This is a genomic window from Mesorhizobium sp. B4-1-3, assembly GCF_006439355.1.
GTDB lineage: Bacteria > Pseudomonadota > Alphaproteobacteria > Rhizobiales > Rhizobiaceae > Mesorhizobium.
Genome location: NZ_VFTG01000012.1, coordinates 1 through 26,554, shown reverse-complemented (window position 1 = coordinate 26,554; position 26,554 = coordinate 1). Strand labels below are relative to the sequence as shown.

24 protein-coding genes are annotated in these 26,554 nt (G+C 64.8%); 19 read left to right on the top strand and 5 right to left on the bottom strand.

The window, feature by feature from the left end; genetic code table 11:
* Positions 1 to 72 precede the first annotated feature (72 nt).
* The 3 genes from FJW06_RS16820 (at position 73) to FJW06_RS16810 (ending at position 2,866) form a co-directional block, all read left to right on the top strand.
* A complete protein-coding gene (locus tag FJW06_RS16820) occupies positions 73 to 876 on the top strand; it encodes an FCD domain-containing protein (protein WP_140753360.1) in 804 nt (267 codons plus the stop codon).
* Positions 877 to 896: 20 nt separating this feature from the next.
* Positions 897 to 2,033: an alpha-hydroxy acid oxidase gene (locus tag FJW06_RS16815; protein WP_140753359.1), complete on the top strand. Its 1,137-nt coding sequence runs from the start codon at positions 897 to 899 to the stop codon at positions 2,031 to 2,033.
* Positions 2,034 to 2,095: 62 nt separating this feature from the next.
* Positions 2,096 to 2,866, top strand: a complete 771-nt coding sequence (locus FJW06_RS16810; protein WP_140753358.1) for a metallophosphoesterase — start codon at positions 2,096 to 2,098, stop codon at positions 2,864 to 2,866.
* Positions 2,867 to 2,908: 42 nt separating this feature from the next.
* On the opposite strand, the gene FJW06_RS30840 is transcribed toward FJW06_RS16810, so the two are convergent.
* Together FJW06_RS30840 and FJW06_RS16800 are read right to left on the bottom strand one after the other, a co-directional pair.
* The gene (locus tag FJW06_RS30840) at positions 2,909 to 3,040 is read right to left on the bottom strand and encodes a hypothetical protein (protein ID WP_263481599.1); all 132 of its coding nucleotides are present in this window, start codon (positions 3,038 to 3,040) and stop codon (positions 2,909 to 2,911) included.
* A gap of 290 nt (positions 3,041 to 3,330) precedes the next feature.
* On the bottom strand, positions 3,331 to 4,029 hold the full coding sequence (locus FJW06_RS16800; protein ID WP_140753357.1) for a type 1 glutamine amidotransferase: 699 nt from the start codon (positions 4,027 to 4,029) through the stop codon (positions 3,331 to 3,333).
* An 87-nt stretch (positions 4,030 to 4,116) separates the two neighbouring features.
* On the opposite strand from FJW06_RS16800, the gene FJW06_RS16795 reads away from it, so the two are divergent.
* The 4 genes from FJW06_RS16795 to FJW06_RS16780 all read left to right on the top strand — a co-directional run bounded on the left by FJW06_RS16795 (position 4,117) and on the right by FJW06_RS16780 (position 8,341).
* Complete coding sequence (locus FJW06_RS16795) at positions 4,117 to 4,764, top strand: hypothetical protein (protein WP_140753356.1); 648 nt, start codon at positions 4,117 to 4,119, stop codon at positions 4,762 to 4,764.
* 133 nt (positions 4,765 to 4,897) lie between these two features.
* Positions 4,898 to 5,632 (top strand): 16S rRNA (uracil(1498)-N(3))-methyltransferase, encoded by a 735-nt coding sequence (locus FJW06_RS16790; RefSeq protein ID WP_140753355.1) that lies wholly within the window; start codon positions 4,898 to 4,900, stop codon positions 5,630 to 5,632.
* 207 nt (positions 5,633 to 5,839) lie between these two features.
* Positions 5,840 to 7,213, top strand: a complete 1,374-nt coding sequence (locus tag FJW06_RS16785) for a glutamate--cysteine ligase (protein WP_140753354.1) — start codon at positions 5,840 to 5,842, stop codon at positions 7,211 to 7,213.
* Between the two features lie 99 nt (positions 7,214 to 7,312).
* The gene (locus FJW06_RS16780) at positions 7,313 to 8,341 is read left to right on the top strand and encodes a DUF937 domain-containing protein (RefSeq protein ID WP_140753353.1); all 1,029 of its coding nucleotides are present in this window, start codon (positions 7,313 to 7,315) and stop codon (positions 8,339 to 8,341) included.
* A 349-nt stretch (positions 8,342 to 8,690) separates the two neighbouring features.
* Here the strand turns inward: FJW06_RS16780 and FJW06_RS16775 are convergent, their stop codons facing one another.
* Positions 8,691 to 8,981: a DUF1127 domain-containing protein gene (locus FJW06_RS16775; protein ID WP_041010015.1), complete on the bottom strand. Its 291-nt coding sequence runs from the start codon at positions 8,979 to 8,981 to the stop codon at positions 8,691 to 8,693.
* Positions 8,982 to 9,160: 179 nt separating this feature from the next.
* Between FJW06_RS16775 and FJW06_RS16770 the strand changes: the two genes are divergently transcribed.
* From FJW06_RS16770 to FJW06_RS16760, 3 genes are all read left to right on the top strand, one after another.
* The gene (locus tag FJW06_RS16770) at positions 9,161 to 10,117 is read left to right on the top strand and encodes a LysR substrate-binding domain-containing protein (RefSeq protein ID WP_140753352.1); all 957 of its coding nucleotides are present in this window, start codon (positions 9,161 to 9,163) and stop codon (positions 10,115 to 10,117) included.
* Positions 10,118 to 10,312: 195 nt separating this feature from the next.
* Positions 10,313 to 11,878 carry an exodeoxyribonuclease VII large subunit gene (gene xseA, locus FJW06_RS16765; RefSeq protein WP_140753351.1) on the top strand — a complete coding sequence of 522 codons (1,566 nt, stop codon included), beginning with the start codon at positions 10,313 to 10,315 and terminating at the stop codon, positions 11,876 to 11,878.
* A gap of 7 nt (positions 11,879 to 11,885) precedes the next feature.
* Positions 11,886 to 13,004, top strand: coding sequence for a P1 family peptidase (locus FJW06_RS16760; RefSeq protein WP_140753350.1), 1,119 nt, complete (start codon positions 11,886 to 11,888; stop codon positions 13,002 to 13,004).
* A gap of 111 nt (positions 13,005 to 13,115) precedes the next feature.
* On the opposite strand, the gene FJW06_RS16755 is transcribed toward FJW06_RS16760, so the two are convergent.
* Together FJW06_RS16755 and FJW06_RS16750 are read right to left on the bottom strand one after the other, a co-directional pair.
* Complete coding sequence (locus tag FJW06_RS16755) at positions 13,116 to 13,370, bottom strand: DUF768 domain-containing protein (RefSeq protein ID WP_140753349.1); 255 nt, start codon at positions 13,368 to 13,370, stop codon at positions 13,116 to 13,118.
* Positions 13,371 to 13,739: 369 nt separating this feature from the next.
* The gene (locus FJW06_RS16750) at positions 13,740 to 14,411 is read right to left on the bottom strand and encodes an FCD domain-containing protein (RefSeq protein ID WP_140753348.1); all 672 of its coding nucleotides are present in this window, start codon (positions 14,409 to 14,411) and stop codon (positions 13,740 to 13,742) included.
* 221 nt (positions 14,412 to 14,632) lie between these two features.
* Here FJW06_RS16750 and FJW06_RS16745 point away from each other — a divergent pair, with 221 nt between their 5' ends.
* From FJW06_RS16745 to FJW06_RS16705, 9 genes are all read left to right on the top strand, one after another.
* Positions 14,633 to 15,511: a fumarylacetoacetate hydrolase family protein gene (locus FJW06_RS16745; protein WP_140753347.1), complete on the top strand. Its 879-nt coding sequence runs from the start codon at positions 14,633 to 14,635 to the stop codon at positions 15,509 to 15,511.
* A complete protein-coding gene (locus FJW06_RS16740; RefSeq protein ID WP_140753346.1) occupies positions 15,508 to 16,287 on the top strand; it encodes an alpha/beta fold hydrolase in 780 nt (259 codons plus the stop codon). Before FJW06_RS16745 ends, FJW06_RS16740 begins: the two co-directional genes overlap by 4 nt.
* A gap of 52 nt (positions 16,288 to 16,339) precedes the next feature.
* Positions 16,340 to 17,680 (top strand): amidohydrolase family protein, encoded by a 1,341-nt coding sequence (locus FJW06_RS16735; RefSeq protein ID WP_140753345.1) that lies wholly within the window; start codon positions 16,340 to 16,342, stop codon positions 17,678 to 17,680.
* Positions 17,677 to 18,726, top strand: coding sequence for a branched-chain amino acid ABC transporter permease (locus tag FJW06_RS16730; protein WP_140753344.1), 1,050 nt, complete (start codon positions 17,677 to 17,679; stop codon positions 18,724 to 18,726). Before FJW06_RS16735 ends, FJW06_RS16730 begins: the two co-directional genes overlap by 4 nt.
* Positions 18,723 to 19,751, top strand: coding sequence for a branched-chain amino acid ABC transporter permease (locus tag FJW06_RS16725; protein ID WP_140753343.1), 1,029 nt, complete (start codon positions 18,723 to 18,725; stop codon positions 19,749 to 19,751). The genes FJW06_RS16730 and FJW06_RS16725 overlap by 4 nt, the downstream gene beginning before the upstream one ends.
* A 56-nt stretch (positions 19,752 to 19,807) precedes the next feature.
* A complete protein-coding gene (locus tag FJW06_RS16720; RefSeq protein ID WP_140753342.1) occupies positions 19,808 to 21,049 on the top strand; it encodes an ABC transporter substrate-binding protein in 1,242 nt (413 codons plus the stop codon).
* 24 nt (positions 21,050 to 21,073) lie between these two features.
* Complete coding sequence (locus FJW06_RS16715) at positions 21,074 to 21,859, top strand: ABC transporter ATP-binding protein (RefSeq protein ID WP_140753341.1); 786 nt, start codon at positions 21,074 to 21,076, stop codon at positions 21,857 to 21,859.
* Positions 21,852 to 24,071 carry an ABC transporter permease gene (locus FJW06_RS16710; protein ID WP_140753340.1) on the top strand — a complete coding sequence of 740 codons (2,220 nt, stop codon included), beginning with the start codon at positions 21,852 to 21,854 and terminating at the stop codon, positions 24,069 to 24,071. Before FJW06_RS16715 ends, FJW06_RS16710 begins: the two co-directional genes overlap by 8 nt.
* 81 nt (positions 24,072 to 24,152) lie before the next feature.
* Complete coding sequence (locus FJW06_RS16705; RefSeq protein ID WP_140753339.1) at positions 24,153 to 26,339, top strand: flotillin family protein; 2,187 nt, start codon at positions 24,153 to 24,155, stop codon at positions 26,337 to 26,339.
* Positions 26,340 to 26,554 lie beyond the last annotated feature (215 nt).

Here is a 26,554-nt window from a genome sequence, read left to right as displayed (position 1 = left end):
GATAAATAATTTGACCAGTTGGCGACGGACGCTTTAATCTGGCTACTTCCGTTACGTTCCCCAGGCGCCCCTTTGAGCGACATTTTCTCCCGGATCGAGCATTCGCGCACCGCCGACGAGGTGGTGCAGCAGATCGAGAGCCTGATCCTCGAAGGCGTGCTGCGCACGGGCGACCGGCTGCCCGGGGAGCGCGAGCTGGCACGCCAGTTCGACGTGTCGCGACCGATCCTGCGCGACGCGCTAAAGGCGTTGGAAGGGCGCGGGCTGCTGACGACCAAGGCCGGTGGCGGCACGCATGTCGCCGACGTCATCGGCCAGCTCTTCACCAAGCCGGTGACGGACCTCATCTCCACGAACCGCAAGGCGGTGACCGATTATCTGGAATACCGGCGCGAGGTCGAGGCGGTGGCGGCCGAATATGCGGCGCGCCGCGCGATGCCGGAGGACCTGGCCCTGCTCGACCGCATCATGGCGCGCATGGACGAGGCGCACCGGACCGGAGACTTCGACGACGAGGCGGAGATCGACGTCGAGTTCCACCATGCGGTGTGCGAATGCGCGCATAACATCATCCTCTTGCACACGCTGCGCTCCTGCTACCGCCTGCTGTCGGAGGGCGTGTTCCAGAACCGGCTTCTGGTGTTCGACGTGCCGGGCGCGCGCGAGGCGCTGCTCGAACAGCACCGGTCGATCCATACCGCGATCAAGGCCGGCGACCCGATCGCGGCGCGCAAGGCGGCGATGGACCACATCACCTATGTCGAACGCTCCATGGCGGAAGCCGAGCGCAGCGGCGACTGGCAGCGTGTATCCAGGTTGCGCCTCAGACAACGCTTGGACGCCGGTGACATCGAAGCCACACGAAAACGCTCCTAAGCAATCTAGCAGGGACCACCATGAGCGAAATCCTCACCATCGCCGACCTCAAGGACCTGGCACGCCGCAGGGTGCCGAAGATGTTCTTCGACTATGCCGATTCCGGCGCCTGGACGGAAAGCACCTACCGGGCCAACGAAGAAGACTTCGGCAAGATAAAATTCCGCCAGCGCGTGCTGGTCGACATGAGCAACCGCTCATTGGAATCGACCATGATCGGCGAGAAGGTGGCGATGCCGGTGGCGCTCGCGCCGACCGGGCTGACCGGCATGCAGCATGCCGACGGCGAGATGCTGGCGGCGCAGGCCGCGGAAGAGTTCGGCGTGCCGTTCACGCTTTCCACCATGAGCATCTGCTCGATCGAGGATGTCGCCTCCGTGACCAAGAAGCCGTTCTGGTTCCAGCTCTATGTGCTGCGCGACAAGGATTTCGTGCTCAACCTGATCGATCGCGCCAAGGCGGCAAAGTGCTCGGCGCTGGTGCTGACGCTCGATCTGCAGATCCTGGGACAGCGCCACAAAGACGTGCGCAACGGGCTTTCGGCGCCGCCCAAGATGACGCTTGCCAACATCATGGACCTGGCGCTGAAGCCGCGCTGGTGCCTGGGCATCGCCGGCACGCCGCGCCGCACCTTCCGCAACATCGTCGGCCACGCCAAGGGGGTGGGGGACGTCTCCTCACTGTCGTCCTGGACGGCGGAGCAGTTCGATCCGCAGCTGTCGTGGAAGGATGTCGCCTGGATCAAGGAGCGTTGGGGCGGCAAGCTGATCCTGAAGGGCATCCTCGACAAGGAGGACGCGTTGATGGCGGCCGAGACCGGCGCCGATGCGATCGTGGTCTCCAATCACGGCGGGCGCCAGCTCGACGGCGCCGCCTCGTCGATCTCAGTGCTGGAAGAGATCGCCGATGCGGTCGGCGACAGGATTGAAGTCCATATGGATGGCGGCATCCGCTCCGGCCAGGACGTGCTCAAGGCGCTCTGCCTCGGCGCCAAGGGCACCTATATCGGCAGGCCGTTCCTCTATGGGCTCGGCGCGATGGGTAAGGACGGCGTCACCAAGGCGCTCGAGATCATCCGCAAGGAGATGGACATCACGCTGGCGCTGTGCGGTAAGCGTTTGGTAACCGACATGGGCAAGGACCAGTTGCGGCGCTAGGTCTTATTCACTGATCCGCCCTAGCTTTCCCGTGGTGAACCACACGGGAAAGACGTACGCGCTTGACTGAGACCGGCATCCATTACCTCGACGCGTGCGGTCCGGACGGCATGCGTCTCTATGCGATCGGCGACGTGCATGGCCGCCACGACCTGCTCGCCGCCATGCACCGGTGCATCGCGAGCGAACTGGAATATGTGCCCGCCTCCGACTGGCGCATCATCCATCTCGGCGACTATGTGGATCGCGGTCCTGACTCCAGAAGCGTCATCGACTTCCTGATCGCGGCGCGAGCGCGCGATCCGCGCAACCTGATGCTTGCCGGCAACCACGATATCGGCTTCCTCGATTTTCTCGACAGTCCGGACCCGGACGGGCTGTTCATGAGCTATGGCGGGATCCAGACCGCGGCGTCATACGGGGTGAAGCTCTCGACCGGCAGCAGCTGGTTCGGCAGGCCGGACGAGGCGCTGGCGCGCGGACACGCGGCATTGGTCGAAGCTGTGCCGCAAGCACATGTCGACTTCCTGCGCTCGCTGACGTTTTCGGCGACCTTCGGCGACTTCTTCTTCTGCCATGCCGGGATAAGGCCGGGCGTGCCGCTTGACCGTCAGAACCAGCAGGACCTGATCTGGATCCGCGACGCCTTCCACGACCATCCAGGGCTTTTTTCCAAGGTGATCGTGCACGGGCACACGCCCGTCCCGAAAGCCGAGGTGATGGCCAACCGCGTCAATGTCGACACGCTCGCTTGGAAAGCGGGAACGCTGAGCGCGCTCGCCGTCAATGGCGGCGACAAACGCATCCTGACCGTCCAGGGCAAAGCGCTTTAGGCGCGGTCCCAGCGCGGGCGAGCTTCCGATTTTTGATTGGGCTTAATTCAGCGAGGCGGTGACGCCGTAGCCGTCGACGGCACGGTGATTGGTCGCTGCGTCGGCGGCATAAATGCCCAGGCCGCAGAGCACGATGGCAGACAGCATGACAAAAGACAGGAGAGCTGCTTTCACGGACGTCATCTCTGGTTAAGCTTTCTGCATCTGGGCACGAGGCGGTTACCAATGCGTTGAAACGATAAAATGCGTCTCAATGTTTCGACGATTTCGCGCTTCTAAGCAGATTCTGTATCGCCGGTGTGTCGGCTGGATCACACAAAGGTTCATGCCGGTTGCACCGACGATACAAGGCGCGCCCTCTTAGGCGAGCGGCCGGACACAAACCAAGAAAGAAGGGAGTTTTCCCCAGACGGAACCGGAACGGCGTGCCAAATATGCCACGCTGCGCTCGACCGGCCAGACAATCAGATGGTGGCCACCCAGGCGCGGGCAATCGCCAGCCCCGCGGCGTCGGCGCCCGGGCCGTTGCGGGCCATCTCATCGTCGAGCCGCTCGTCCCAGTCGGGATGGCGCTCGGCGATCGTCGCCGCGAAGGACGTGCTCCAGTCGCGCACCATCGGCGTATCCGCCTCGAAGTGGAACTGGAAGCCATAGACGGCGCGGCCGAGGCGGAAGGCCTGGTTTTCCGCGACCGGGCTGCCGGCGAGCCGCACGGCATTTTCTGGCAGGCCGAAGGTGTCGTCATGCCATTCGAAAATAGGGAATTTCTCGGGCAGCGCCGCCAGCACCGGATCCGACTTCGCGGCCGGCGTCAGCGAGACCTTATGCCAGCCGAACTCGGTGGCGCCGCCGATGTGGTTGTCGCCGCCGAACGCGCGGGCAAGGAGCTGGCTGCCGAGGCAGATGCCGAGCACCGAGCGGTCCCTGTCGGCGAAATCGCGCGTCAGCTCGAGGAGCGCCGGGAAATAGGGATAGTCCTCGTCGGCCAGCGCATTCTGCCCGCCGCCCAGCAAGACCATCGCATCATGCCCGCCTGCATCCTGCGGCAACGGATCGCCTCGGTATGGACGCCGCAGGTCGACATCCGCGCCCGCTTCGGCCAGAGCGGCACCGACCTGACCGAGGCCGGTATTGTCGTAGTTCTGGACCACCAGCACGCGCATCGAGAATCCTGCTGACATGAAAACGCAGGGGCGAGCGATATCATGGGGCCCGTATTTCAGCCAAGATACGGATGGAGAGAGAAAGCTATGCCACTGCAGAACCGGGTCGATCCGTTCGGCGCCATCCATGCCGTGCCGGAACGCGGCCTGTTCACGGGCAATCGCGGCATCATCCATGATCCAGAAACGAAGACGCTCTTAAAGAAACGCTGGGCCCTGCCTGCCTGGATCATCTGCGTTTGCCGGTTCCGCAACGTGCGGCGCGAGCCGATGGGCCCCAATCGACCCGGCGGCAAGGCCGGCTGGACGGAACTGTTCTTCCTCGACGAGGTGACGGCATTGGCCGCCGGCCACCGGCCCTGCTTCTTCTGCCGGCGCGAGCGGGCGGCCGATTTCGTCGGCCGCTTCGGCGAGGCTTTCGGCGTCGATGAGCCGCGCGCCCCGATGGTCGACAAACGGCTGCACAAGGAGCGGCTGGCCTCAGGCGGGCAGCCGCCTGGTGTGCTCCTGGAAGACCTCAACGGCTTCCCTGACGGCTCGATGATTGCCAGCGGCGATACTGCCTATGCGATCCGCGCCGGCAAGGCACTCGAATGGTCGTTCGCGGGCTATGCCGCTCCCCTCCCCTTCGAACGCCTGGCGGGACAGAAGCTGCGGATGCTGACACCGGCGACCAGTGTTTCCGTATTGAAGGATGGTTTCACCCCGGTCTGGCATCCCAGCGGCGATACTTGACGACAGTCAACGCCTCGCCCATCACTAAGCAGATATTCGTGGGATGTCCCACAAATACCTGCTTGGATTCCCTTGTTTTTCGCAGGTTCTAATCGCAAAACCGCAGGACACTTTTGCGGAACCTGCTTGGGCCATGCGCGCCAATTACAAAATGCAACGCCTGTTCGTGCCGGACGATCTCAGGCCGGGCCTCGAATTCGACGCCGGTCAGCAGCAGAGCCATTATCTCGCCCATGTGCTGCGGCTCGGCGAAGACGCCGAGGTGCTGCTTTTCAACGGCCGCGACGGCGAATGGTCGGCTGCGATCGCCGCGAAATCCAAGAAGGCGGTCCGGCTGAAGGTGCTGGAGTTGCAGCGGCCGCAGCCGCCGCTGCCCGATCTCGTCTACTGCTTCGCGCCGCTCAAGCAGGGCCGGCTCGATTACCTTGTGCAAAAGGCCGTCGAGATGGGGGCGGGCACCCTGCAGCCGGTCATCACCCAGCATACGCAGGTGGTAAAGCCCGGCATCGATCGGCTGCGCGCCAATGTGGTGGAAGCAGCCGAGCAATGCGGCATACTGGCGGTGCCGGAGATGCGCGAGGCGGAGAAGCTGGAACGGCTTCTTGACGATTGGGACAAGGAGCGGCGGCTGATCTTCTGCGACGAGGATGCCTCCACCAACAATCCGCTGCCGGCCCTGCAAGCGGTAAAGGAGAAGAAACTTGCGCTGCTGGTCGGTCCAGAAGGCGGATTTTCCGAGGACGAGCGCAAGATGCTGAGGGCCTTGCCTTTCGTCACCGCCATCCCGCTCGGGCCGCGGATCCTGCGCGCCGACACCGCGGCGGTGGCGGCATTGGCCGTGATCCAGGCGACGATCGGCGACTGGTGATCAAATCCTGTTGAGGCCTGGCTCAGGATTTTTTGCTTGATCGGCTGCCGGCATTTCGTCCATCTAGCGCCGGCGGCCGTCCGGCCACTGCAGCACCGCGCCTCCTTTTCGTGGAGCAAAGGGCGCTGTAACACTTAAAAGACTTGCGCAGGACGTCCAGCGGAAATCGGTGCCGGTTTTCGGATCTCATGCGCACGGAGGGGCGAGATGGCGCGCGACACAACCGATACCCAGCCCATCGAAGGCATCGACGAACTGGTCGACTACCTGGCCGCCGGCAACAAGCCGCGCGACAAATGGCGCATCGGCACCGAGCACGAAAAATTCCCCTTCTATGTCGACGGCAACGCGCCTGTTCCCTATGGCGGCGAGCGCGGCATCCGCGCCATCCTGGAAGGCATGCAGGAAAAGCTCGGTTGGGACCCGATCATGGATGCCGGCCGCATCATCGGCCTTGTCGAGCCGACGGGACAGGGCGCGATCTCGCTGGAGCCGGGCGGCCAGTTCGAGCTTTCCGGCGCCCCGCTGGAATCGATCCACCAGACCTGCCGCGAGGGCAACGCGCATCTGGCGCAGGTGCGCGAGATCGCCGAGCCGCTCGGCATCCGCTTTCTCGGCCTCGGCGGCAGCCCGAAATGGTCGCTGGCCGATACGCCCAAAATGCCGAAGTCGCGCTACGAGATCATGACGCGCTACATGCCGAAGGTCGGCACCAAGGGCCTCGACATGATGTACCGCACCTGCACGATCCAGGTGAATCTCGACTTCGAGAGCGAGACCGACATGCGCCGCAAGATGCAGGTGTCGCTGAAGCTGCAGCCGCTGTCGACGGCGCTGTTTGCCAACTCGCCCTTTACCGAGAGCCGGCCGAATGGGCTGCAAAGCTGGCGCGGCGACATCTGGCGCGATACCGACAACCAGCGCTCCGGCATGCTCGAATTCTGCTTCGCGCCGGATTTCGGCTTTGCCGACTATGTCGAATGGGCGCTCGACGTGCCGATGTATTTCGTCATCCGCGACGGGCATTATCACGACATGACGCGCTACACCTTCCGCCAGTTCATGGCGGGTGCGGCGCGCAACGAAGTTCCCGATGGCCTGCCGACGATGGGCGACTGGGCGAACCATCTCTCCACCTTGTTCCCCGACGTGCGGCTGAAGCGCTTCCTGGAAATGCGCGGCGCCGATGGCGGGCCGTGGCGGCGCATCTGCGCCCTGCCCGCCTTCTGGGTCGGGCTGCTCTATGACGAGCAGGCGCTGGACGCCGCCGAGGCACTGACGTCGAGCTGGAGCTACGAGGAGGCGCTGGCGATGCGCAACGCCGTGCCGGAGCTCGGCATTGCCGCGCCGTTCCGCAACGCCACCTTGCGCGACGTCGCCCGCGATGTGCTCGCCATCTCGCGCATGGGCCTGAAGAACCGGGCCAAGAAGAACCGCGACGGCTATGACGAGACGTCGTTCCTCAACACGCTCGACGAAGTGGTTGCGCGCGGCACCACCAGCGCCGAGGAGATGCTGTCGGCCTATCACACGCGCTGGGGCGGCTCGATCGAGCCGGTGTTCATGGAATATGCCTACTAACGTCCGGGATGCGTCGAGCGGTTGGGCAGCAAAAGCCGCTTCAATCGGTGATGGAAAGGAACTAGGCTCCTCAGGAGGACATTCTCGGAGGAGAACCCGATGCCTTCCCTGTTCGACATTTTCACCCAGGCCCAGAACGGTGCCGGCATGCAGGCACTGGCACAGCAATACGGGCTTTCGATGCAGCAGACCCAGGCCGCGGTGCAGGCGCTGCTGCCGGCCTTCTCGCAAGGGTTGCAGCGCAACACCGCCGATCCTTACGGGTTGGGCGCGTTCATGACCGCAATGGCGAGCGGCCAGCATGCCAAATATTTCGAGGACGCCACGCGGGCCTTTTCGCCGCAAGGCATCGATGAGGGCAACGGCATTCTCGGTCATCTGTTCGGCTCGAAGGACCTGTCACGCGCCGTGGCAGCCCAGGCCGCGCAGGCAACGGGATTGAGCCAGCAGGTGCTGCAACAGATGCTGCCGGCTTTGGCCTCGATGATGATGGGCGGCCTGTTCAAGCAGACCAACAACCAAATGCAGACCGCCGGCGGTTTCGGCGGCGGCGGCAATCCGCTCGGCGAGATCATCGAGGAGATGATGCGGCAAAGCGGCGTGGCGCCGGCGCCGCAGCAACGCCAGGCGCCGCAGCCTGCGCCCAATCCCTATGGCGAGAACCCGCTCGGCAAGGTGCTGCAGGACATGTTCGGCGGCGGTGCGTCCCAGTCCCAACCGCAGAGCCAGCCGCAGCAATCGCCCAATCCTTACGGCGAGAACCCACTCGGCAAGGTGCTGCAGGACATGTTCGGTGGCGGCGCGGCGCAGCAGCCGCAAAGCCGGCCGCAGCCACAGCAGACGCAAAGCCCCTATGGCGACAATCCGCTCGGGAAGATCTTCGAGGAGATGCTGCGCCAGGGCGGCGGCGGTTTCGGCCTGCCCGGCGGACAGCCGGCGCCGCAGCAGGGCCAGCCGCAGCAGAGCGCGCCGCAACAGCCGCAGACCAACCCGAGCGGACGGCCGCGAAACCCGTTCGACGACATCTTCGGCAAGATGTTCGAGACCGGCGCGCAGCAGCGCGACGAGTATCAAAAGGGCATGGAGACGATCTTCGACCAGTTCAAGCGCGACATGGACCGGCGTTAGGTCTCGCGCCGACGGCGAGGTCGTCAGCCACGGGCGCAGCGACGCAAAGCGGAGCGCAGACCCGAGGATCCATGCCGCTACCTTCGCCGAAGGGTGCAGCGGAGCAGAACTCTGCACAGTTGCAGCACATCAACGTCACGGATCCTAGGGTCTGCGCGCGTCGCTTCGCTCCTTGCTCCGCCCTAGAATGACGAACTAAAAGAAAAATGCCCGGTCCTGGAGGAGAACCGGGCAATGTGCAGGCTGGCCGGCGGGGAACCGGCAGGGAGTGTGGGAGCCTGCATGAAGCTTGGTCGCGCCGAGCCGTGAAAAGGTTCAACGCGACCGGAAATCCGGGCAACGCGGCCGTTCAGGCCACCTGACGAGCAAGGTCCTCGATCGTGTCGGCGCGCTCGCTGGCAATGGCGCGCAGCTTCACCGTTGGATCGCGACCGAAGGGCACGGCGACGGCGACATGGAGGTCGGCGCGCGTCAGGCCGATATCGGCAAGCTCGGCGTCCGACATCTCGCCCAGGCGATAGAAGGCGCGGCGGTTTTTCCAGGCGACGTAGGCGTTGGCGAGAGCATTGAGCACGCGTGTCGCAACGGCTGGCCGCGTGGTGATGCGCGGGGTCTCGGAAGCGAATTCAATCGTGGTCATGTCAGTCTCTCTTACGGGACAGAGCGGACGAACTAGGCAAGCGGCGTCCCGGGAGAAGCGCCGCTGCAGTTTCCATTCACATGCTTTCATGTGGACGATGCCAATTTGCCATCGCGCGATTGATTAATCCAACGAATGTTTTTAATCTGTAGCATCAACATCAATGATAGGTTGGACCGATGAAAGCGCCGCTCGACCTCGATCAGTTGCAAACCTTCATCTCGATCGCCGACACAGGAAGCTTCACACGCGCGGCCGAGGAGGTGCACCGGACACAGTCGGCCGTGTCGATGCAGATGCGGCGGCTGGAGGAGCGGATCGGCAAGCCGCTGTTCGAAAAGGACGGGCGCACCAACAAGCTGACCGAAGAGGGCGACCGGCTGCTTTCCTATGCGCGGCGACTGATCTATCTCAACCGCGAGACCTTGGCCGCCTTCGACGACCAGCGGCTCGAAGGCACGATCCGCATCGGCACGCCGGACGACTATGCCGACCGCTTCCTGCCCGAAATCATGGCGCGCTTCTCGCGCTCCAACCCGCGGGTCGAGCTGACCGTCGTCTGCGAGCCGACGCCGGGCCTGGTCGAGCACATCAAACGCGGCAATCTCGACTTGGCGCTGGTGACGCATAACGACACGCGCGGCCAGTCGGAAGTGGTGCGGCGCGAGCCGCTTTTGTGGGTGACCTCGGCCAACCACGCCACACATGAGCAGGAAATCCTGCCGATGGCGTTCGGACGGCCGAACTGCATCTGGCGGCGCGCCGCGGTCGACGTGCTCGACCGGCAGAACCGCGACTATCGCGTGCTGTTCTCCAGCTTCTCGGCCACCGTGATCACCGCGGCCGTGCTTTCCGGCCTGGCGGTCTCGGTGCTGCCGGAATGCGCGCTCAGGCCCGGCATGCGCGTGCTCGGCGAGGCCGACGGATTCGGGCAGTTGCCGGATTGCCGCATCGGCATCATGCGCGGCCAGACCTCGCAGCCGGAGATCGTCGACGCTTTGGCCCGCCACATCGCCGAGAGCCTCGACAATATTTCCGTGCCGGTCAGCGAGGAGGCGGGAAGCTTCGACTTCGCCGCGCTCGCCTTCGCCAAGATGAAGCGGGTCAAGGCAAACCAGATCATGCCTGGATGGTAAAGTCAGGCCCGAGCGGCGGCGCGCTCCTGATCGAGCGACGAGACACCCGGCAGCGCAAGCAACTGGCCGCTCCAGCGGCGGCGACAGCAAAGCGGCGAGCGTCAGCGTGACCTGACGCGTCAACGGGCTGCTGTATAATATTAGCGATGTTTGTCGCAGCTTGACGCCGGCCGATAAGCGCTCCCCAATCGCCAAATGAGTGAAACAGCAACCGAATCACGCAGCAACGCCACCGAATACACAGTGAGCGAGATTTCCGGCGCGCTGAAGCGCACTGTCGAGGATGCTTTCGGCAATGTGCGGGTGCGTGGCGAGATTTCCGGCTATCGCGGGCCGCATTCCTCCGGCCACGCTTACTTCGCCTTGAAGGACGACCGCGCGCGGATCGACGCCGTGGTCTGGAAGACCACCATGGCGCGGCTGAAATTCCGCCCCGAGGAAGGCATGGAGGTGATCGCCAGCGGCAGGCTGACGACCTATCCTGGCAAATCCAATTACCAGATCGTCATCGACAATCTGGAGCCGGCGGGCGCCGGCGCGCTGATGGCACTCTTGGAGGAGCGCAAGCGCCGCCTTCAGGGCGAAGGCTTGTTCGATGCAGGCCGCAAGCGGCGGCTGCCATTCATGCCCAAAGTCATCGGCGTCGTCACCTCGCCGACGGGCTCGGTGATCCGCGACATCATCCATCGCATCAAGGACCGGTTCCCGCTCCATGTGCTGGTCTGGCCGGTGCGGGTCCAGGGCGAGACGACGGCCAAGGAAGTCACCGCGGCCGTCAACGGCTTCAACGCGTTGGCATGGGACGGACCCATCCGCCAGCCCGATCTTCTGATCGTCGCACGCGGCGGCGGCAGCCTCGAGGACCTCTGGGGCTTCAACGACGAAGGGCTGGCGCGAGCGGTGGCGGCGTCCGCCATCCCGGTGATCTCAGCCGTCGGGCACGAGACCGATACGACCCTGATCGACTTCGTCGCCGACATGCGCGCACCGACACCGACGGGCGCGGCCGAGATCGCCGTGCCGGTCAGGGCGGACCTGGAGGCCACCTTGGCCAGCCTTGGCGCGCGGCTCAACGCTTGCGCCTCGCGGCACCTGGAGCGCAAGCGCCAAGCAGTGCGCGCGGCGGCACGCGCGCTCCCCTCGCCTGACCAGTTGCTGGCGCTGCCGCGCCGCCGTTTCGACGATGCAACCAGCCGCCTCGGCCGCGGACTGACGGTTAATATCGAGCGCAAGCGGGCGACGCTGGAGCGGCAAAGGCTGACGCCGGCGACCCTGTCGCGGCGCTTGAATGAAGCACGCACCCTGACCGGCCGCGACATCGCGCGTGCCCGCGCGGCGTTCTTCGCCATCGTGCGTGAGCGGCGCGCGCGCTTCCAGCGCAATTCGACGCGCCTGTCGCCGGCACCGATCGTCCGGCGGCAGAAGCTGCAGGCCGATAGGCTGACCGGGCTGGGCCGCAGACAAGACCAGGCATTGGCGCGGCGTCTCGACCGGCTGCGCGCGGCGCTGACCCAGGCCAACCGCCTCTTGTCGACTCTGTCGCACAAGGCCGTGCTGGCGCGCGGCTTCGCGCTGGTCAAGGATGCCGACGGCGCCGTCGTCAAAGGGGTAGCGGAACTGGCGCCGGGCGCAGCGCTGCAGCTGGAATTCGCCGACGGCACTGCCGAGGCCATCGCAACCTCCGGCGGCGCGCGACCTAAGCTGGCTACGAAGTCGCCCGCCAAGGCCAAGGAGCCGGGCAACCAGGGCTCGTTGTTCTGAGGTCAGCATGAGCAACCACGACCCGCATCTTCGCACCCCGTTGGGCAAGCCGCGCCTGCGCGCCTTCGGCATTACGCTCGACGGCACGCCGGGCCCTTTCAACGCCATCACCGATGTGCCGGGTGTGTCGGTGGGCTACACGACACTGATTTCCGGCGACGGTCCGCTGCAGGTCGGCAACGGCCCAGTGCGCACCGGTGTGACCGCCATCCTGCCAAGGCCGGTTCAACAGCTCGCGACACCGGTCTTTGCCGGTGTGTTCAGCCAGAACGGCAATGGCGAGCTGACGGGCACGCACATCATCGAGGAAACCGGCGCCTTCAACTTCCCGGTCACCATCACCAACACGCATTCCTGCGGCGTCACCCGCGACGCCACGCTGCGCTGGATGCACAAGATGCTGCCGGTCGCTCTCGACACAGGCTGGGGCCTGCCGGTGGCGGCCGAGACCTATGACGGCTTCCTCAACGACATCAACGGCCATCATGTGAGCGTCGAGCATGTTGCAGCGGCGCTCGACAATGCTGCCGGCGGAGCCATCGAGGAGGGCAGCGTCGGCGGCGGCACCGGCATGATCACCTTCGGCTTCAAGGCCGGATCCGGCACCGCCTCGCGCGTCGTCGCATGGCAGGACAGGTGCTACATTCTCGGCGTGTTCGTGCAGGCGAATTTCGGCAAGAGGCACAATTTCACCATTCGCGGCCGGCGTGTTGGCCCAGAATTGGCCCAGCCGGCCATCCGCGAGGGCACGCCCCGCGCCGAAAAGGGTTCGATCATCGCCATCGTCGCCACCGACGCGCCGTTCCTGCCACATCAGATGAAGCGGCTCGCCCGGCGGGTGCCGCTCGGCACCGCCTTGACCGGCGGCTATGGCTATCACAGTTCGGGCGATATCTTTCTGGCGTTCTCGACCGCCAATCCGGAGGCGGCGCTTGGCGCTTCCGGGCGCATCGGACGCGCGGAGTTCATCCCGGACGTCGATATCGACCCGTTCTTCGACGCGGTCGTGCAAGGCGTCGAGGAAGCGATCCTCAATGCGCTGGTCGCCAATGAGGATATGACGGGACGCGACGGCAATTTCGTGCCGGCGCTGCCGAAGGACTGGCTGAAGGAAAAATTCGGATAGAGCGTTCGTTGAAACACTCTATCTCCTTTGTTTTGCGCAATCCGGGACGGAAAACCGTTACACTTGGAATTGCTTGGAAACACCGCCGCCGGCCTGTGCCCAGGCGGGTACTTATTCCGCAGCCTTGTCGGGTCGTGCTTCGCTGCTGCCCTCTTCGGCGGCCTCCTCGAGGCGCGACGCGATCAATTCCTGGATGTCGCCGACCTCTTCCTGAATGTCCTCGAGCAGAATGCCTGCCTCGGCGGCCTTGGCGCAGCATTCCTTGGCGAGCGTCTCTGCCTGCTTGTCGATCTTGATCGGCGAATGCTGGCATTGGACTTTCTCGCCAATCCATCCGCGCAAAAACTCGATCGCATGTTCACTCATATCGCTTTTTCCCTAGCGGCAAAGCCGGTTGGTAGCCATGAACGTCCGCACGCCCGCACAGAAGGCATGCCCCATTCGAGCCGAGTCGGCCTCCGCCGGCAAGACATCTTGCCCGTGGGACGCAAAGCCGAAGAAATGGAGGGGGTCGAGGTGCACGTTCAGATCATTGAGAATGATGGGATCGCTGGCCGGGATCGATAGAAGGCCGCTATTGTTGTTTTTGCTTGCTTTTTTCTAACTTTGACAGCGCATTTGTATCACAAACCGTATCGCGGCTTCCCGGTCGATGCTGCCCCGGCCTCAGCCGGAGCAGGCGCTATATAGTGGCATCCTCATGCGATGTCGACTCGGGCTTCGACATCCGGGCGGCTACCTCCCCAGAAGATTGCGCTCGACCGTCCTCAGATGCGTCAGCATGGCAGCGCTGGCGCCTTCGGAGTCGCGCGCCAGCAACGCATCCAGGACGAGCTGGTGCTCGCTGCAATAGGTGGCGCGGCGTTCCTCGGAGAAGGAACGCTTCTTCATCTCGAACCATGGCCGCTGATTGCGCAGGATGCGCATGAGATTGTGGATCTCCTTGAGGAAGTCGTTGCGCGAGCATGCGAAGATGCGGTGGTGGAATTCCGCGTCCCAGTGCTCGAACGTCGGCATGTCCTGGGACGCGCAGGCGATCTTGTGCGCCTCGCGCACTGCGTTCAATTCACCGGCGCTTGCATTGGTCGCGGCGAAGGACGCTGCCGCCGGCTCCAGCAACTGCCTGATCTCCATCATGTCTGCGGGGCTGGTTCCTTCCATGCGCGCGACGGTCGCGGCCATGGAATCGGGATTGCCCGCCGTCAAAAATGTCCCGCGGCCCACGTGGCGAACGACCGTGCCATCATCCTCGAGCATGCTGACGGCGCGCCGCACCGTATTGCGCGCCACGCCGAACTCGCTGGCGAGGTCGCGCTCCGGCGGCATGCGGCCGTTCTCCAGCCACTCGCCCAGAGAAATGCGCTTCTTCAAGGCAATGGCGATATCGTTGGCAACCAGTTTGGGCATAATTGGCGGCAGTTACCTGATCCAATAGTGAACCATTTATAGCAGCTTTTCCTGCTCCCGTCCATCGTGCTGGTCGCAAGCATCACAGCGTTTGCACCCTGTAAATGTCGGATTATTTGATGAAACCAATCAGAATTCGGCTTGCGGCCTAAGCCAATTGCCGCTAGCGTGTTTCGAAAGAGCGTAAAATTGGCTCAAAATTGGTTCACGGGAGGAACTTCATGCGGGTCGCGACTTTCTCGCTCGCCGGCGAACGGCGGGTCGGCCTGGTCGATCTTGCCGCCCAGACCGTCGCCCCCTTCGAATTTCCCGTCGAGCGCGCCGAGGCCGGGTTGCTCGCGCTGATCGAGCGCAACGGAGCCGGGCTGCCGCGCACCCTTTCCCCGATCCCGCTGGCGGGAGTGGAGATCGAAGCTCCGATTCCACAGCCGCGCCGCAATATCTTCTGCGTCGGCAAGAACTATCACGAGCACGCGCACGAGTTTGCGCGCAGCGGCTTCGATTCCAGCGCCGGCGCCGGGGCAGTGCCGAAGCATCCGATCATCTTCTCGAAGGTGCCGGAATCGGTCGTCCCCAACCACGCCAGCGTGTTGATCGATTCCACTGTCTCGACGGCGATCGATTATGAGGCGGAGCTTGCCGTCATCATCGGCAAGGGCGGGCGCGGCATCTCGAAGGAGGACGCCCTCGACCACGTCTGGGGCTATACGATCGTCAACGACGTCACGGCGCGCGACCTGCAAGGCAAATACAGCCAGTGGCTGATCGGCAAATCGCAGGACACATTCTGTCCGATGGGCCCATGGGCCGTCAGCAAGGATGAGTTCGATCTTGCCAGCGCCGGCATCCGCTGTTTCGTCAATGAGGACCTGCGCCAGGACTCCCGCATATCGCTGCTCATCTTCGATATACCGACGATAATCGCCACGCTCTCGCAAGGCATCACGCTGAAGCCCGGCGACATCATCGCCACCGGCACGCCCGTCGGGGTCGGCATCGGTTTTGATCCGCCGAGATATCTCAAGCCCGGCGATGTCGTACGCATCGAGATCGACGGCATCGGCACACTGGAGAACCGTTTCGTGGAGAGGCCGCAATGACGACCGTGACTGTCGGCCAAGTCGTTGCGGAAGTGACCGGCGAAGGCGCGGCCGTGGTGATGATCCACGGCCTCGGCGGAACCTCGAACATGTTCCAGCCGCAAATGGGCGCGCTCTCCGGCTACCGCGTCATCCGGCTCGACCTGCCCGGCTCGGGCCGCTCGCCACGGCCGATCGAGCCGCTCACCATCGAGGGGATGAGCGAAGCCGTGATCCGCGCCATGGGCGGCATGGGTGTCGCGTCGGCGCATTTCGTCGGCCATTCGATGGGCACCATCGTGTGCCAGCAGATCGCCGCGACGCAGCCTGCGCTGGTAACATCGCTGACGCTGTTCGGGGCCCTGGCCGAACCGGGCGAGGCAACCCGGCAAGGGCTCGGCAACCGGGCGCGCCTGGCGCGCTCCGGCGGCATTGCCGACATCGCCGATCAGATCGTCGCTAACGCGATCTCGGCGCATACCAGGGAGACGTCGCCCGCGGCAGTGGCCTTCGTGCGGGAATCGATCACCCGCCAGGACCCTGAATCCTATGCCCGCACCTGTGAGGCCCTGGCGAAAGCCACAGCGGTCGATGCGCGCCGGATTTCGGCGCCGACCCTGCTCGTCACCGGCGATGCCGACACGGTCAATCCGCCAGGCGTCGCCCAGGCGCTTGCCGACAGGATCAAGGGAGCCGTATTCTCCTCGCTCGATCGGTGCGGACACTGGGCCACGGTGGAAAGTCCGCGCGAGAGCAGCTCGAAGCTCGCCGATTTTTTGAGACGGGTTGATAGGTGAGGATTTCGCATCGGGCGTAGAATTACGCGCTCGGCAAGTTGGGAGGCTTGTTATGGCAGACGAAAGCTGGGCCGGAAACGGATCGGGAAGCACGCTCTTCACCAATGTGCGCGTGCTCGACGCCACGGGTGAATACCCCTACACCGGCGAGGTGCTGGTGCAGGGCAACCGCATCAAGCAGATCACCAAGGGCTCGTCGCGCTTCGGCGCCTCCTCGTCGTCTTCCTACAGCGCCGGCGCGCCAGGGGGCGCAACCGTGATCGACGGCATGGGCGCGACGCTGATGCCCGGCATGATCGACGCGCATCTGCATCTGTCCTGGAACAACGCGCCGGGCATCGATCCCATCCAGATGATGGAGGTCGAGGAGCACATGCTGGTCACCATGGAGATGGCCAAGCTGGTGCTCGATGCCGGCTTCACCGCTGGACGGGGCGCGGCCGCCGCCAAGCCGCGGCTCGACGTCGTCGCCAAGAAATTCATAAACCAGGGCCGGTTTCCAGGCCCGCGTTACCTCGCGGCCGGGCCTGAGATCACCACGGTCGGCGGCCTCGGCGATTCCGCGCCCTCGCATATTCCGCATGAGGGCCTCAATCTCGGCATCGTCGTCTCCGGCCCGGAGGAAATCCGCCGCACGGTGCGCCAGCTGATCAAATACGGCGTCGATTCCATCAAGCTCAACCTTTCCGGCGAGAGCATCACCGGGATGGGCGCGGAGGAAACCCCGATGTCAGAGGAAGAGGTCGCCATGGCCGCTTCCGAGGCGCGCTGCCGCAACAAGGTGCTGTCGGCGCATGCGCGCTCCTCCGGCTCGGTCAAGCAATGCGTCCGCCACGGCATCCAGAACATCTACCACGCCTCCTTCGCCGACGAGGAAGCGCTCGACATGCTGGAGGCGGTCAAGGACAAGCACTTCGTCGCGCCCGGCATCGCCTGGCTGATCAATACCGCGCGTTACGCAGAGCAATGGGGCATCAAGCCCGGCTCGCCGCTGTCGCTCGAATATGAGCGCGAGCTGGAAATGTGCATCGACACGATGAAGAAGATGCACCGGCGCGGCATCCGCGTCCTGATCGGCGGTGACTACGGCTTCGCCTGGACGCCGCAGGGCACCAACGCCAAGGACATCCAGACCTTCGTCGAGATGCTCGGCTTCTCGCCGATGGAAGCGATCCAGGCCGCGACCAAATATGGCGGCCAGATCATGGGCATGGGCGACGAGCTCGGCCTGATAAAGGAAGGCTATCTCGCCGACATCCTTCTGATCGACGGCGATCCGATTTCCGACGTGCGCATACTGCAGGACAAGAACCGCATCCTCGCCATCATGAAGGACGGCAAGTTCCACAAGGCGCCGCGCATGAACGAGCAGCGCCGGCGGCTGAAGGCATGAGCATACTCGACCAGCCATCGTCCTCGTCGCTGTCGGGCGGCGGAGTGACGCGCCGCCAGGCCTGGGGCCTTGTCGGCCTGCTCGCCGCGGCGATCGTCGCCTGGCTGGTCTTCGCAGTCTGGCCCGCCTGGCTGAACGCGATCCTGATCTCCAAGAAGGCCTTCGTGAGCGCCGTCCTCAACGGCCTGACGCTCGCCGGGCTCTATTTCCTGGTCGCCAGCGGGTTCACGCTGATCTTCGGCCTGATGCGCAACATCAACCTGGCGCACGGCTCGCTCTACCTGCTCGGCGCCTATATCGGCTACGAGGTCACCAGCCGCACCGGCTATTGGCTGCTCGGCGTCGCCGCCGGCTTCGCGGTGCTCGCCATCATCGGCGTCGTCATGCAGGTTTTCGTCTTCCGCCGCCTGGAGGGCGACGACCTCAGACAGACCCTGGTGACCATCGGCATCTCGATCGTCGCCGCCGACCTGATGCTGGCGGTCTGGGCCGGAGGCACCTATCAGATCGCCACGCCGGAATGGCTCGACGGCGCCTTGACCCTGCCCGTCATCACGGCGGTGCGCTCGAACGGCGCCTCGGTGTTCCTCACCTATCCGCTTTACCGGGTGGTGGTGCTGGCGGCGGCGATCGTCATCGGGGTCGGGCTCTGGCTGATGCTCAACAAGACACGCGTCGGCATGATGATCCGCGCCGGCGTCGACGACCGCGCCATGCTGTCGGCGTCGGGCGTCAACGTGCATGCGGTGTTCGCCATCGTCTTTGCGGTCGGCGCCGGACTGGCGGGCTTCGCCGGCGTGGTCGGCGGGTCGGCGCTCTCGGTCGCGCCGGGCGAGGACGTGCGCTATCTGCTTGCTTCGCTGGTCGTGGTCATCGTCGGCGGCATGGGCTCCATCACCGGCGCTGCGATCGGCGCCCTGCTCATCGGGCTGGCCGAGCAGATCGGTCTCGTCTACTTCCCGACCTATGGCGTGGTGCTCACCTTCGTCATCATGGTGGTAACGCTGGCGGTCCGGCCGCAAGGCATCATGGGGAAGGCGCGATGAGCCTGGCCACAGCCGCCGAGGGCGCGGCGCCGCAGCAGAACTGGCTGGACAAGATCGGCGCCGGTCACGTCATCCTTGCCGTCGCGCTGCTTCTCTATCCGCTGGTGGCGTCGGATTTCTTCCTGACGCAGATCGCCGGCTATTCGATGATCTTCGGCGTGCTTTCGCTGTCGCTGATGCTGCTGGCCGGCTATGGCGGAATGCTGAGCCTGGCTCAGATCACGGTCGCCGGCATCGCCGCCTATGCCGTCGCCATCCTCGGCAGCAACAATTCCAACGTGCTGGGCTTCGGTTGGCCCTGGTGGATCGTCGTTCCCTTCGCGGTCGCCGCGGCGGCGGTGTCGTCGGCGCTGATCGGCTGGATCTCGGTGCGCACGGAAGGCATCTACACGCTCATGATCACGCTGGCGATCGCGACGGCGACCTTCTACTTCGCCCAGCAGAATTACGCGATCTTCAACGGCCATTCCGGCTATGCCGGCATCCACGCGCCGGTCTTCTGGGGCATCAACTGGCGGGACCCGAAGCCGTTCTATTACCTCTGCCTCGGCCTTGCGATGCTTTCCTACGCGGCGGTGCTCTACGGCTCCCGCTCCACCTTCGGCATGACCATGCAGGCGATCCGCGACAATCCGCGCAGGATGCGGGCGCTCGGCTACCACGTCACCGCTCACAAGGTCTTCGCCTGGTTCCTTGCCGGCATCCTCGCCGGGCTGGCGGGCGTGCTGCTGGTCTGGTTCAACGGACGCGTCTCGCCCGGCACGATCGGCGTCGACGTGGCGATCGACATCCTGATCATCGCCGTTATCGGCGGCCTGCGCCATCCGATCGGGCCGTTCGTGGGCGCGATCGTCGTCATATTGATGCAGACCTTCGCCATCGACATCGTCGGCGCCGAGCGTTTCAACACGCTGATCGGCCTGGTGTTTTTGGTGATCGTCTTCGTCTCGCCGGATGGAATTCTTGGGTTGTGGGGGAGGATCAAGCCACATCTTGCCCAGGAGTCCTTGCGCGCCGGTCCCTAGCGGCCGACGCGGATGAAGCACCGCAGATCAATGCAATTCAAAGGGAGGAACCGAGGATGCATAGACGTACATTGCTGGCCCTGGCGCTGTTCACCGGGCTGACCGCGCCTTCGATGGCGCTCGCCGCCGACGACACGATCAAGATCGGCCTGCTCGCTACCTTCGAAGGACCGTTCACGGTGCTTGGCGAGGACGGCGAACGCGGCGCCATGACGGCGGTCGCCGAGACCAACGGCACCGTCGCCGGCAAGAAGATCGAGATCGTCAAGGGCTCCTCCGACGCGTCGCCCGACAGCGCCGTGCGCGCGGCGCGCAAGCTGGTCGAGCAGGACGGCGTGAAGGTGCTGGTCGGCCCGCTTTCGGGCGACGAGGGCCTCGCCGTCAAGGACTATGCCAAGACCAAGCCCGACGTGACGTTCATCAACGGCACCTCCGCCGCGCAGGACACGACGCTGCGCAATCCGGCCGAGAACTTCTTCCGCTTCTCCACCGACGGCGCGCAGTGGATGGCCGGCCTCGGCACCTATGCCTTCAAAGACAAGGGCTACAAGAAGGTCGCCACCGTCGCCGAGGATTACTCCTTCCCCTACACGCAGGTCTTCGGCTTCATGGCCGAGTTCTGCAAGGCCGGCGGGCACGTGCCCTCGAAATCCTGGGTGCCGATCGGCAACAAGGACTTCTCCTCCGTCATCGCGGCGATCCCCGAGGATGTCGACGCCATCTATGTGGCGCTCGGCGGCGCCGATGCCGTCAACTTCCTGACCCAATACCAGCAGGCCGGCGGCACGGCTCCGCTGATCGGCGGCTCGATCACCGTCGACCAGACCGTGCTGACCTCGAAAGGCAAGCTGCGCGACGTGCTGAAGGGCACGCCCTCGGCGGGCCCGACCGCCGACACCAATGACGCGCCGGCCTGGAAGTCGTTCGTCGCGGCCTATGCCAAGCAGCCGGGCGCCTTCCCCTCGCCGTCGCTCTTCGCGCACGGCTATTATGTGAACATGAAGGCGACGCTGCTGGCGCTCGACCAGGTCGGGGGCGACGTCTCCGACGGCGGCAAGAAATTGCGCGAGGCCTTGTCGAAACTGTCCTTCGACACGCCGACCGGCAAAGTCTCGCTCGACAAGAACCGCAACGCCGTCGCCGACATCTTCCTGACCGAGGTCACCGAAGGTTCGGACGGCAACCTTCTGAACAAGCTGGTCAAGGTCGTGCCGCAGGTCAACCAGACGCTCGGCATTCCCGAGGACGAGTTCATGAAGCTCGGGGCGGTCAACCGAGACAATCCGAGCTGCCCGTAACGGTACGTGCCAAGAGCATCGTCGGTGACCGAAAACCTGGCCGCGAACCGTCTGCAGAGCTCCGGCGCCTACGCGCTGGAGCTCGATGGCGTTGCACGGCATTTCGGAGCGCTGGTGGCGCTCTCGGGCATCGACATGAGGATCGCGGCCGGCGAGCGGCGCGCGGTCCTGGGCTCCAACGGCGCGGGCAAGACCACGCTGTTCAATGCCGTGACAGGCGACTTCCTGCCGACCGCCGGACGCATCCGCTTCTTCGGCGAGGACATCACCGACCTGCCGCCGCATGAGCGCATCCGGCGCGGCCTGCGTCGCACCTATCAGATCTCGCAACTGTTCAAGGGCCTGTCGGTCCTCGATTCCATCTTTCTCGCCTGCCGGGGCGTCTCGCGCCGGCGGTTCTCGCTGCTGAGGCCGGCCGCCGACGACGTCAACATGGTGCAGGCGCAATCGATCCTCGAGGCGGTCCATCTCGAAGCCCATCGCGACGCCCTGGTGGCGACACTGAGCCATGGCCAGCAACGTCAGCTGGAAATCGCGCTGGCGCTTGCCGGCGCGCCGCGCTTCATCCTGTTCGACGAGCCGGCGGCAGGTCTTTCGCCGACCGAGCGGCGCGATCTCGTCGCCATCCTCAACGCGCTGCCGAAGCATATCGGCTTCATCATCATCGAGCACGATCTCGATGTCGCGCTGCGCGTGGCGGACTATGTGTCGATGATGCATAACGGGCATCTGTTCAAGGAAGGCACGCCGCAGGAAATCGAGGCCGATCCGGAGGTCCAGCAGATCTATCTCGGAGGCAAGCATGGCTGAACGCGCCGCCGGCAAAAGCCCCAGGGCGGTGCTGAAGATAGAAGACCTGCAGGTCTTCTATGGCGAGAGCCATGCGCTGCAGGGGATTTCGCTGACGCTGGAGAGCGGCGTGCTCTCCGTGGTCGGCCGCAACGGCATGGGCAAATCGACGTTGTGCAACACCATCGTCGGATTGAAGCGCGCGCGCTCAGGCTCGATCCGCTTCGACGGCCGCGAGATCACCGCGCTCGAACCGCACGAGATCCATCGCCTCGGCATCGGGTATGTCCCGCAAGGGCGCCGCGTCTGGCCAAGCCTGACCGTCGACGAGCATCTGCGGCTGGCTGCCGGCAATCGGCGCGATGCGAGTTGGACCGTCGAGCGCGTCTACCAGACCTTCCCGCGTCTGGCGGAGCGCCGCCACAACGGCGGATCGCAGCTCTCGGGGGGCGAGCAGCAGATGCTCGCCATCTCGCGCGCGCTCCTCAGCGACCCGAAGCTCCTGGTGATGGACGAACCGACCGAAGGCCTGGCGCCGATCATCGTCGACCAGGTCGAAAAGATGCTGGTCGACCTTGCCGCGGACGGCGAGATGGCCGTGCTCGTCATCGAGCAGAATATCGGCGTGGCGACCGCCGTCTCCAGCCAGGTCGCGATCATGGTCAACGGCCGCATCAACCGGCTGATGGAAGCAGCAGCACTTGCCGCCGACCGCGATCTGCAGCAGCGGCTGCTCGGCGTCGGACGTCATGCCGAGGAAGCGCCTGTCACGCCAGCGGAAGCGGCGCAGGCAAAGGAGCAACTGGCGGCCGTCTATCGCGTCGACCGTGCGGCGATCGGATCGGTCGAACCGCTGGCAAGTGACGGCGTCTACCGCCCGGTCACCGAATTGCCCAACCGCTGGAACGTCCCTGTCACCGAACTGCGCCAGGCGGCCGTCTCGAAGAACCTGCCGCAGGAAGACCCTAAGAAGGTCTTTGCCATGCCGTTCGCCGAACGCATCGGCAGAACGGTGCTGGTCGCGGGCACCTTCGACACCAAGGGCAAGGAACTGCGCTTCATCGCCGAGCGCCTGAAGTCGCTCGGCGTTCCGGTCCGCACGGTCGACCTCTCGACATCAGGGAAACCGGCGAGCGCGGACGTGCCCGCCATGCAGGTGGCCGGAATGCATATCCGCGGGTCCTCCGCGGTGTTCACCGACGATCGCGGCGGTTCGGTCAGCGCCATGGCGGAGGCCTTCGCGCGCTGGATCGAGCGGGAGCCGCGCATCGGCGGCGTCATCTCGGCCGGCGGCTCCGGCGGCACGACGCTGGCCACGGCCGGCATGCGGGTCCTGCCGGTCGGCATCCCCAAGCTGATGGTCTCGACGGTGGCGGCAGGCGATGTCGCCAAATATGTCGGCGGCGCCGACATCATGATGTTCCATTCCGTCGCCGACGTTCAGGGGCTGAACTCCATCACCGAGCGGGTGCTTGCCAACGCGGCGCATGCCATGGCCGGCATGGTCGCGCAGTTGCCCAATGCCGAAGCGTGGGAAGCAACACGCAAGCTGGCGCGGCCGGCCGTCGGCATCACCATGTTCGGCGTCACCACGCCGGCCGTGCAGGCAGTGACGAAGCGGCTTGAAGCCGACTATGACTGCCTCGTCTTCCACGCCACCGGCATCGGCGGGCGCGCCATGGAAAATCTCGGCGACTCGCGCCTGCTGTCGGCCTTCCTCGACCTGACTACGACGGAAGTGGCCGACATGATCGTCGGCGGCGTGTTCCCGGCGACCGAGGATCGGTTCGGCGCGGCGATCCGCAGCGGACTTCCCTATGTCGGATCGACGGGAGCGCTGGACATGGTCAATTTCGGTCCGCGCGACAGCGTGCCGGAGAAGTTCCGCAGCCGCAAATTCGTCATTCACAATCCCAACGTCACGCTGATGCGCACGACGCGCGACGAGAACCGCGCTTTCGGCGAATGGATCGGCGCCCGGCTCAACGCCATGAACGGCCCGGTGCGTTTCCTGCTGCCCGAAGGCGGCATCTCGATGCTCGACGCGCCCGGCCAGCCCTTTCACGACCCGGAAGCCGACAACGCGCTGTTCGAAGCGATCGAAAAGACCGTCCGCCGGACGCCGCTGCGCCATGTCGAACGGGTGCGCGCCAACATCAACGACACGGCTTTCGTCGATGCGGTGATCAGCTCTTTCCACGCGATCGGCCCAAAGCTGCAGAGGCGGGCATGACGAATTGGGCTTTACCTGACGGCGGACGGATCTTTGAATTGGCGCCTGGCGCCGACCGGATTGTGTAGGGGAGAATAAATCATGGACGCGCAGAGCTTTGGCGCTTTCCTGCTGTGGCTGATCGTCGCCGCGGTCGTGGTGGTGATCGCCGTCTATATCCTGCGATGGCTTTATCGCCGCTCGACGAAGGAGACGGCGTTCGTGCGCACCGGCTTCCTGGGCGAGAAGGTGGTGGTGAACGGCGGCGCCTTCGTCATCCCCGTCCTGCACGAGATCACTCCGGTCAACATGAGCGTGCTGCGCATCGAGGTGCGCCGCGAGGATGCGCTGGCGCTGATCACCAGGAACCGCATGCGCGTCGATCTCATCGCCGAGTTCTTCGTCCGCGTCGGCGCGAGCCGCGAGTTCGTCGCCGCCGCGGCGCAGACGCTCGGCCGCCGCACGCTGCAGCCCGACAGCCTGCGCGAATTGCTGGAGGGCAAATTCGCCGGCGCCATGCGCACCGTCGCCGCGCAGATGACGCTGGAAGAGATGCATGAGCTGCGTGGCGACTATGCCGACAAGGTCCGGGCGCTTGCCTCGGATTCGCTGGCCGCCAACGGGCTCGAGCTGGAAAGCGTCGCCATCGTCGATCTCGACCAGACCAGCCTCGAATATTTCGATCCCTCCAACGCCTTCGATGCCGAAGGCCTGACGCAGCTGACGGAATCCATCGAGACCAGGCGCCGCATGCGCAATGAGATCGAGCAGCGCACCCTGGTCGATATCCGCAACCAGAACCTCGACACCCAGCGCAAGGTGCTTGAGATCGAGCGCGACACCGAATATGCGCGCCTCGAACAGGAGCGCGAAGTCGAGATAAGGCGCGCCGCGCAGCGCTCCGAGCTCGCAAGGGAACGGGCCGTGCGCGACCAAGAGGCCGAGCAGGCGCAGCTTTCCGCGCGCGAAGCGGTGGAGAAATCGCGCCTCGCCCAGGAGCGCAGCATCACAGAGGAACGCATCCGCACCGAGGAGGACACGCAGCGCCGCGAAATCGCGCGCCGCCGCGCGCTCGACGAAGCCGAGATGAAGATGCGTGAATTGACCGAGCGCGAGCAGATCGCGCTTGGACTTGCGCTGGAGAAGGCGCGCATCGAGCGCGAGGGCGCGCAGAGCGGGCTTGAGATCGAACGCAAGAAGTCGCTCGAGATCGCCGAACTCGAACGTCAGATCGCGCTCGCCGAAAAGGCGCTCGAAGTGACCAGGGCGGAGGCGGAGAAGCGCCGCGCGGAGATCGTCGAGAACCAGGCGACCGAGACCGCGCGCATCGAGCAGGAACGCGCTATCGACGAGGTGCGGATCGACAGGGAGCGCCACCTCGAAGCGCTGCAGATCGCCAAGCGCCAGGCCTTCGAGGAAGCCGAGATCGCAGCGGCCGAGGAGGTGGAGCGGGCGCGCATCACCACCGAGCGCGGCATCGAGGAAGCCAAGCTCGTCAAGGAGCGCGAGCTGCGACAGCTCGCCGTCGACCGCGACCAGAAGGTCGAGATCGCCGAAATCCAGAAGGCCATCGACATCGCCAAGAAGACGCAGGAACGTTCCTCGGCGATCGCCGCTTCGGAAGCCGTTCGCGCCAAGGCCATCCAGGCCGAGGAACAGGCACTGACCGCCCGCGAACGCGAGATCGCCGAGCGCCGCAAGCTGACCGACCTGATCGGCGCTCAACGCGAGGCGGAGCGCGAGGCCCTTCGCGTGACGGCCGCCGCCGAGGCCGAGATGAAAGCCGCGAAGAGCCTGGCGGAGGCGCAGAAGATCGCGGCCGTCGCCGCCGCGGAAGCGGAAAAGATCCACGCCCTTGCCGCCGCCCAGCGCTATGAGGTCGACGCGAACGGCCATCGCCAGATCAACGAAGCGGAGAACCTGCTCTCCAGTGAGGCGCGCGCCGGCCGCTTGCGCGGCAAGTTGCTCGATCACATGGAAGGCATCATCCGCGAGAGCGTCAAGCCGATGGAGAAGATCGACGGCATCAAGATCCTGCATGTCGACGGCATCAATGGCGGGCCGGGCGGCAACCGCAACGTCACCGACGAGGTGATCGATTCGGCGCTGCGCTACCGGGTGCAGGCGCCGATGATCGACAATCTGATGAAGGAGATCGGCATCGAGGGCGGCTCGCTGGGACGGATGACCGACGTTCTGCGCGACGCCAAGGACATTTCAAACCTCGCCCGCGACAAGAAGAGCAAGACCAAGGCCGCCAAGGACGATGATGACGACCGCGACCATTAAGGGAACGGCGGTGTTTTCTTGCCAAGTGGTTCCCCCGCTCCGTCGCTGCTTCGCAGCGCCACCTCTCCCCCCTCCGGAGGGAGAGGAGAGGAGCCAGTTGGAATCGGTTCGCGCCTTTCCTCTCCTCCGTCGATCGGGTAGGGGAATCGCAGATAAGTCGAATGTCTATTGCCAGGCAGCAAAAGAAGGATTCTTGAGAGGCTTTCTCGAAGCAG

Coding starts and splice junctions, on each gene's coding strand:
- FJW06_RS16815 (WP_140753359.1), top strand. CDS start 897: ATGAGCGAAATCCTCACCATCGCCGACCTCAAGGACCTGGCACGCCGC.
- FJW06_RS16800 (WP_140753357.1), bottom strand. CDS start 4,029: ATGCGCGTGCTGGTGGTCCAGAACTACGACAATACCGGCCTCGGTCAG.
- FJW06_RS16795 (WP_140753356.1), top strand. CDS start 4,117: ATGCCACTGCAGAACCGGGTCGATCCGTTCGGCGCCATCCATGCCGTG.
- FJW06_RS16790 (WP_140753355.1), top strand. CDS start 4,898: ATGCGCGCCAATTACAAAATGCAACGCCTGTTCGTGCCGGACGATCTC.
- FJW06_RS16785 (WP_140753354.1), top strand. CDS start 5,840: ATGGCGCGCGACACAACCGATACCCAGCCCATCGAAGGCATCGACGAA.
- FJW06_RS16780 (WP_140753353.1), top strand. CDS start 7,313: ATGCCTTCCCTGTTCGACATTTTCACCCAGGCCCAGAACGGTGCCGGC.
- FJW06_RS16775 (WP_041010015.1), bottom strand. CDS start 8,981: ATGACCACGATTGAATTCGCTTCCGAGACCCCGCGCATCACCACGCGG.
- FJW06_RS16770 (WP_140753352.1), top strand. CDS start 9,161: ATGAAAGCGCCGCTCGACCTCGATCAGTTGCAAACCTTCATCTCGATC.
- xseA (WP_140753351.1), top strand. CDS start 10,313: ATGAGTGAAACAGCAACCGAATCACGCAGCAACGCCACCGAATACACA.
- FJW06_RS16760 (WP_140753350.1), top strand. CDS start 11,886: ATGAGCAACCACGACCCGCATCTTCGCACCCCGTTGGGCAAGCCGCGC.
- FJW06_RS16755 (WP_140753349.1), bottom strand. CDS start 13,370: ATGAGTGAACATGCGATCGAGTTTTTGCGCGGATGGATTGGCGAGAAA.
- FJW06_RS16750 (WP_140753348.1), bottom strand. CDS start 14,411: ATGCCCAAACTGGTTGCCAACGATATCGCCATTGCCTTGAAGAAGCGC.
- FJW06_RS16745 (WP_140753347.1), top strand. CDS start 14,633: ATGCGGGTCGCGACTTTCTCGCTCGCCGGCGAACGGCGGGTCGGCCTG.
- FJW06_RS16740 (WP_140753346.1), top strand. CDS start 15,508: ATGACGACCGTGACTGTCGGCCAAGTCGTTGCGGAAGTGACCGGCGAA.
- FJW06_RS16735 (WP_140753345.1), top strand. CDS start 16,340: ATGGCAGACGAAAGCTGGGCCGGAAACGGATCGGGAAGCACGCTCTTC.
- FJW06_RS16730 (WP_140753344.1), top strand. CDS start 17,677: ATGAGCATACTCGACCAGCCATCGTCCTCGTCGCTGTCGGGCGGCGGA.
- FJW06_RS16725 (WP_140753343.1), top strand. CDS start 18,723: ATGAGCCTGGCCACAGCCGCCGAGGGCGCGGCGCCGCAGCAGAACTGG.
- FJW06_RS16720 (WP_140753342.1), top strand. CDS start 19,808: ATGCATAGACGTACATTGCTGGCCCTGGCGCTGTTCACCGGGCTGACC.
- FJW06_RS16710 (WP_140753340.1), top strand. CDS start 21,852: ATGGCTGAACGCGCCGCCGGCAAAAGCCCCAGGGCGGTGCTGAAGATA.
- FJW06_RS16705 (WP_140753339.1), top strand. CDS start 24,153: ATGGACGCGCAGAGCTTTGGCGCTTTCCTGCTGTGGCTGATCGTCGCC.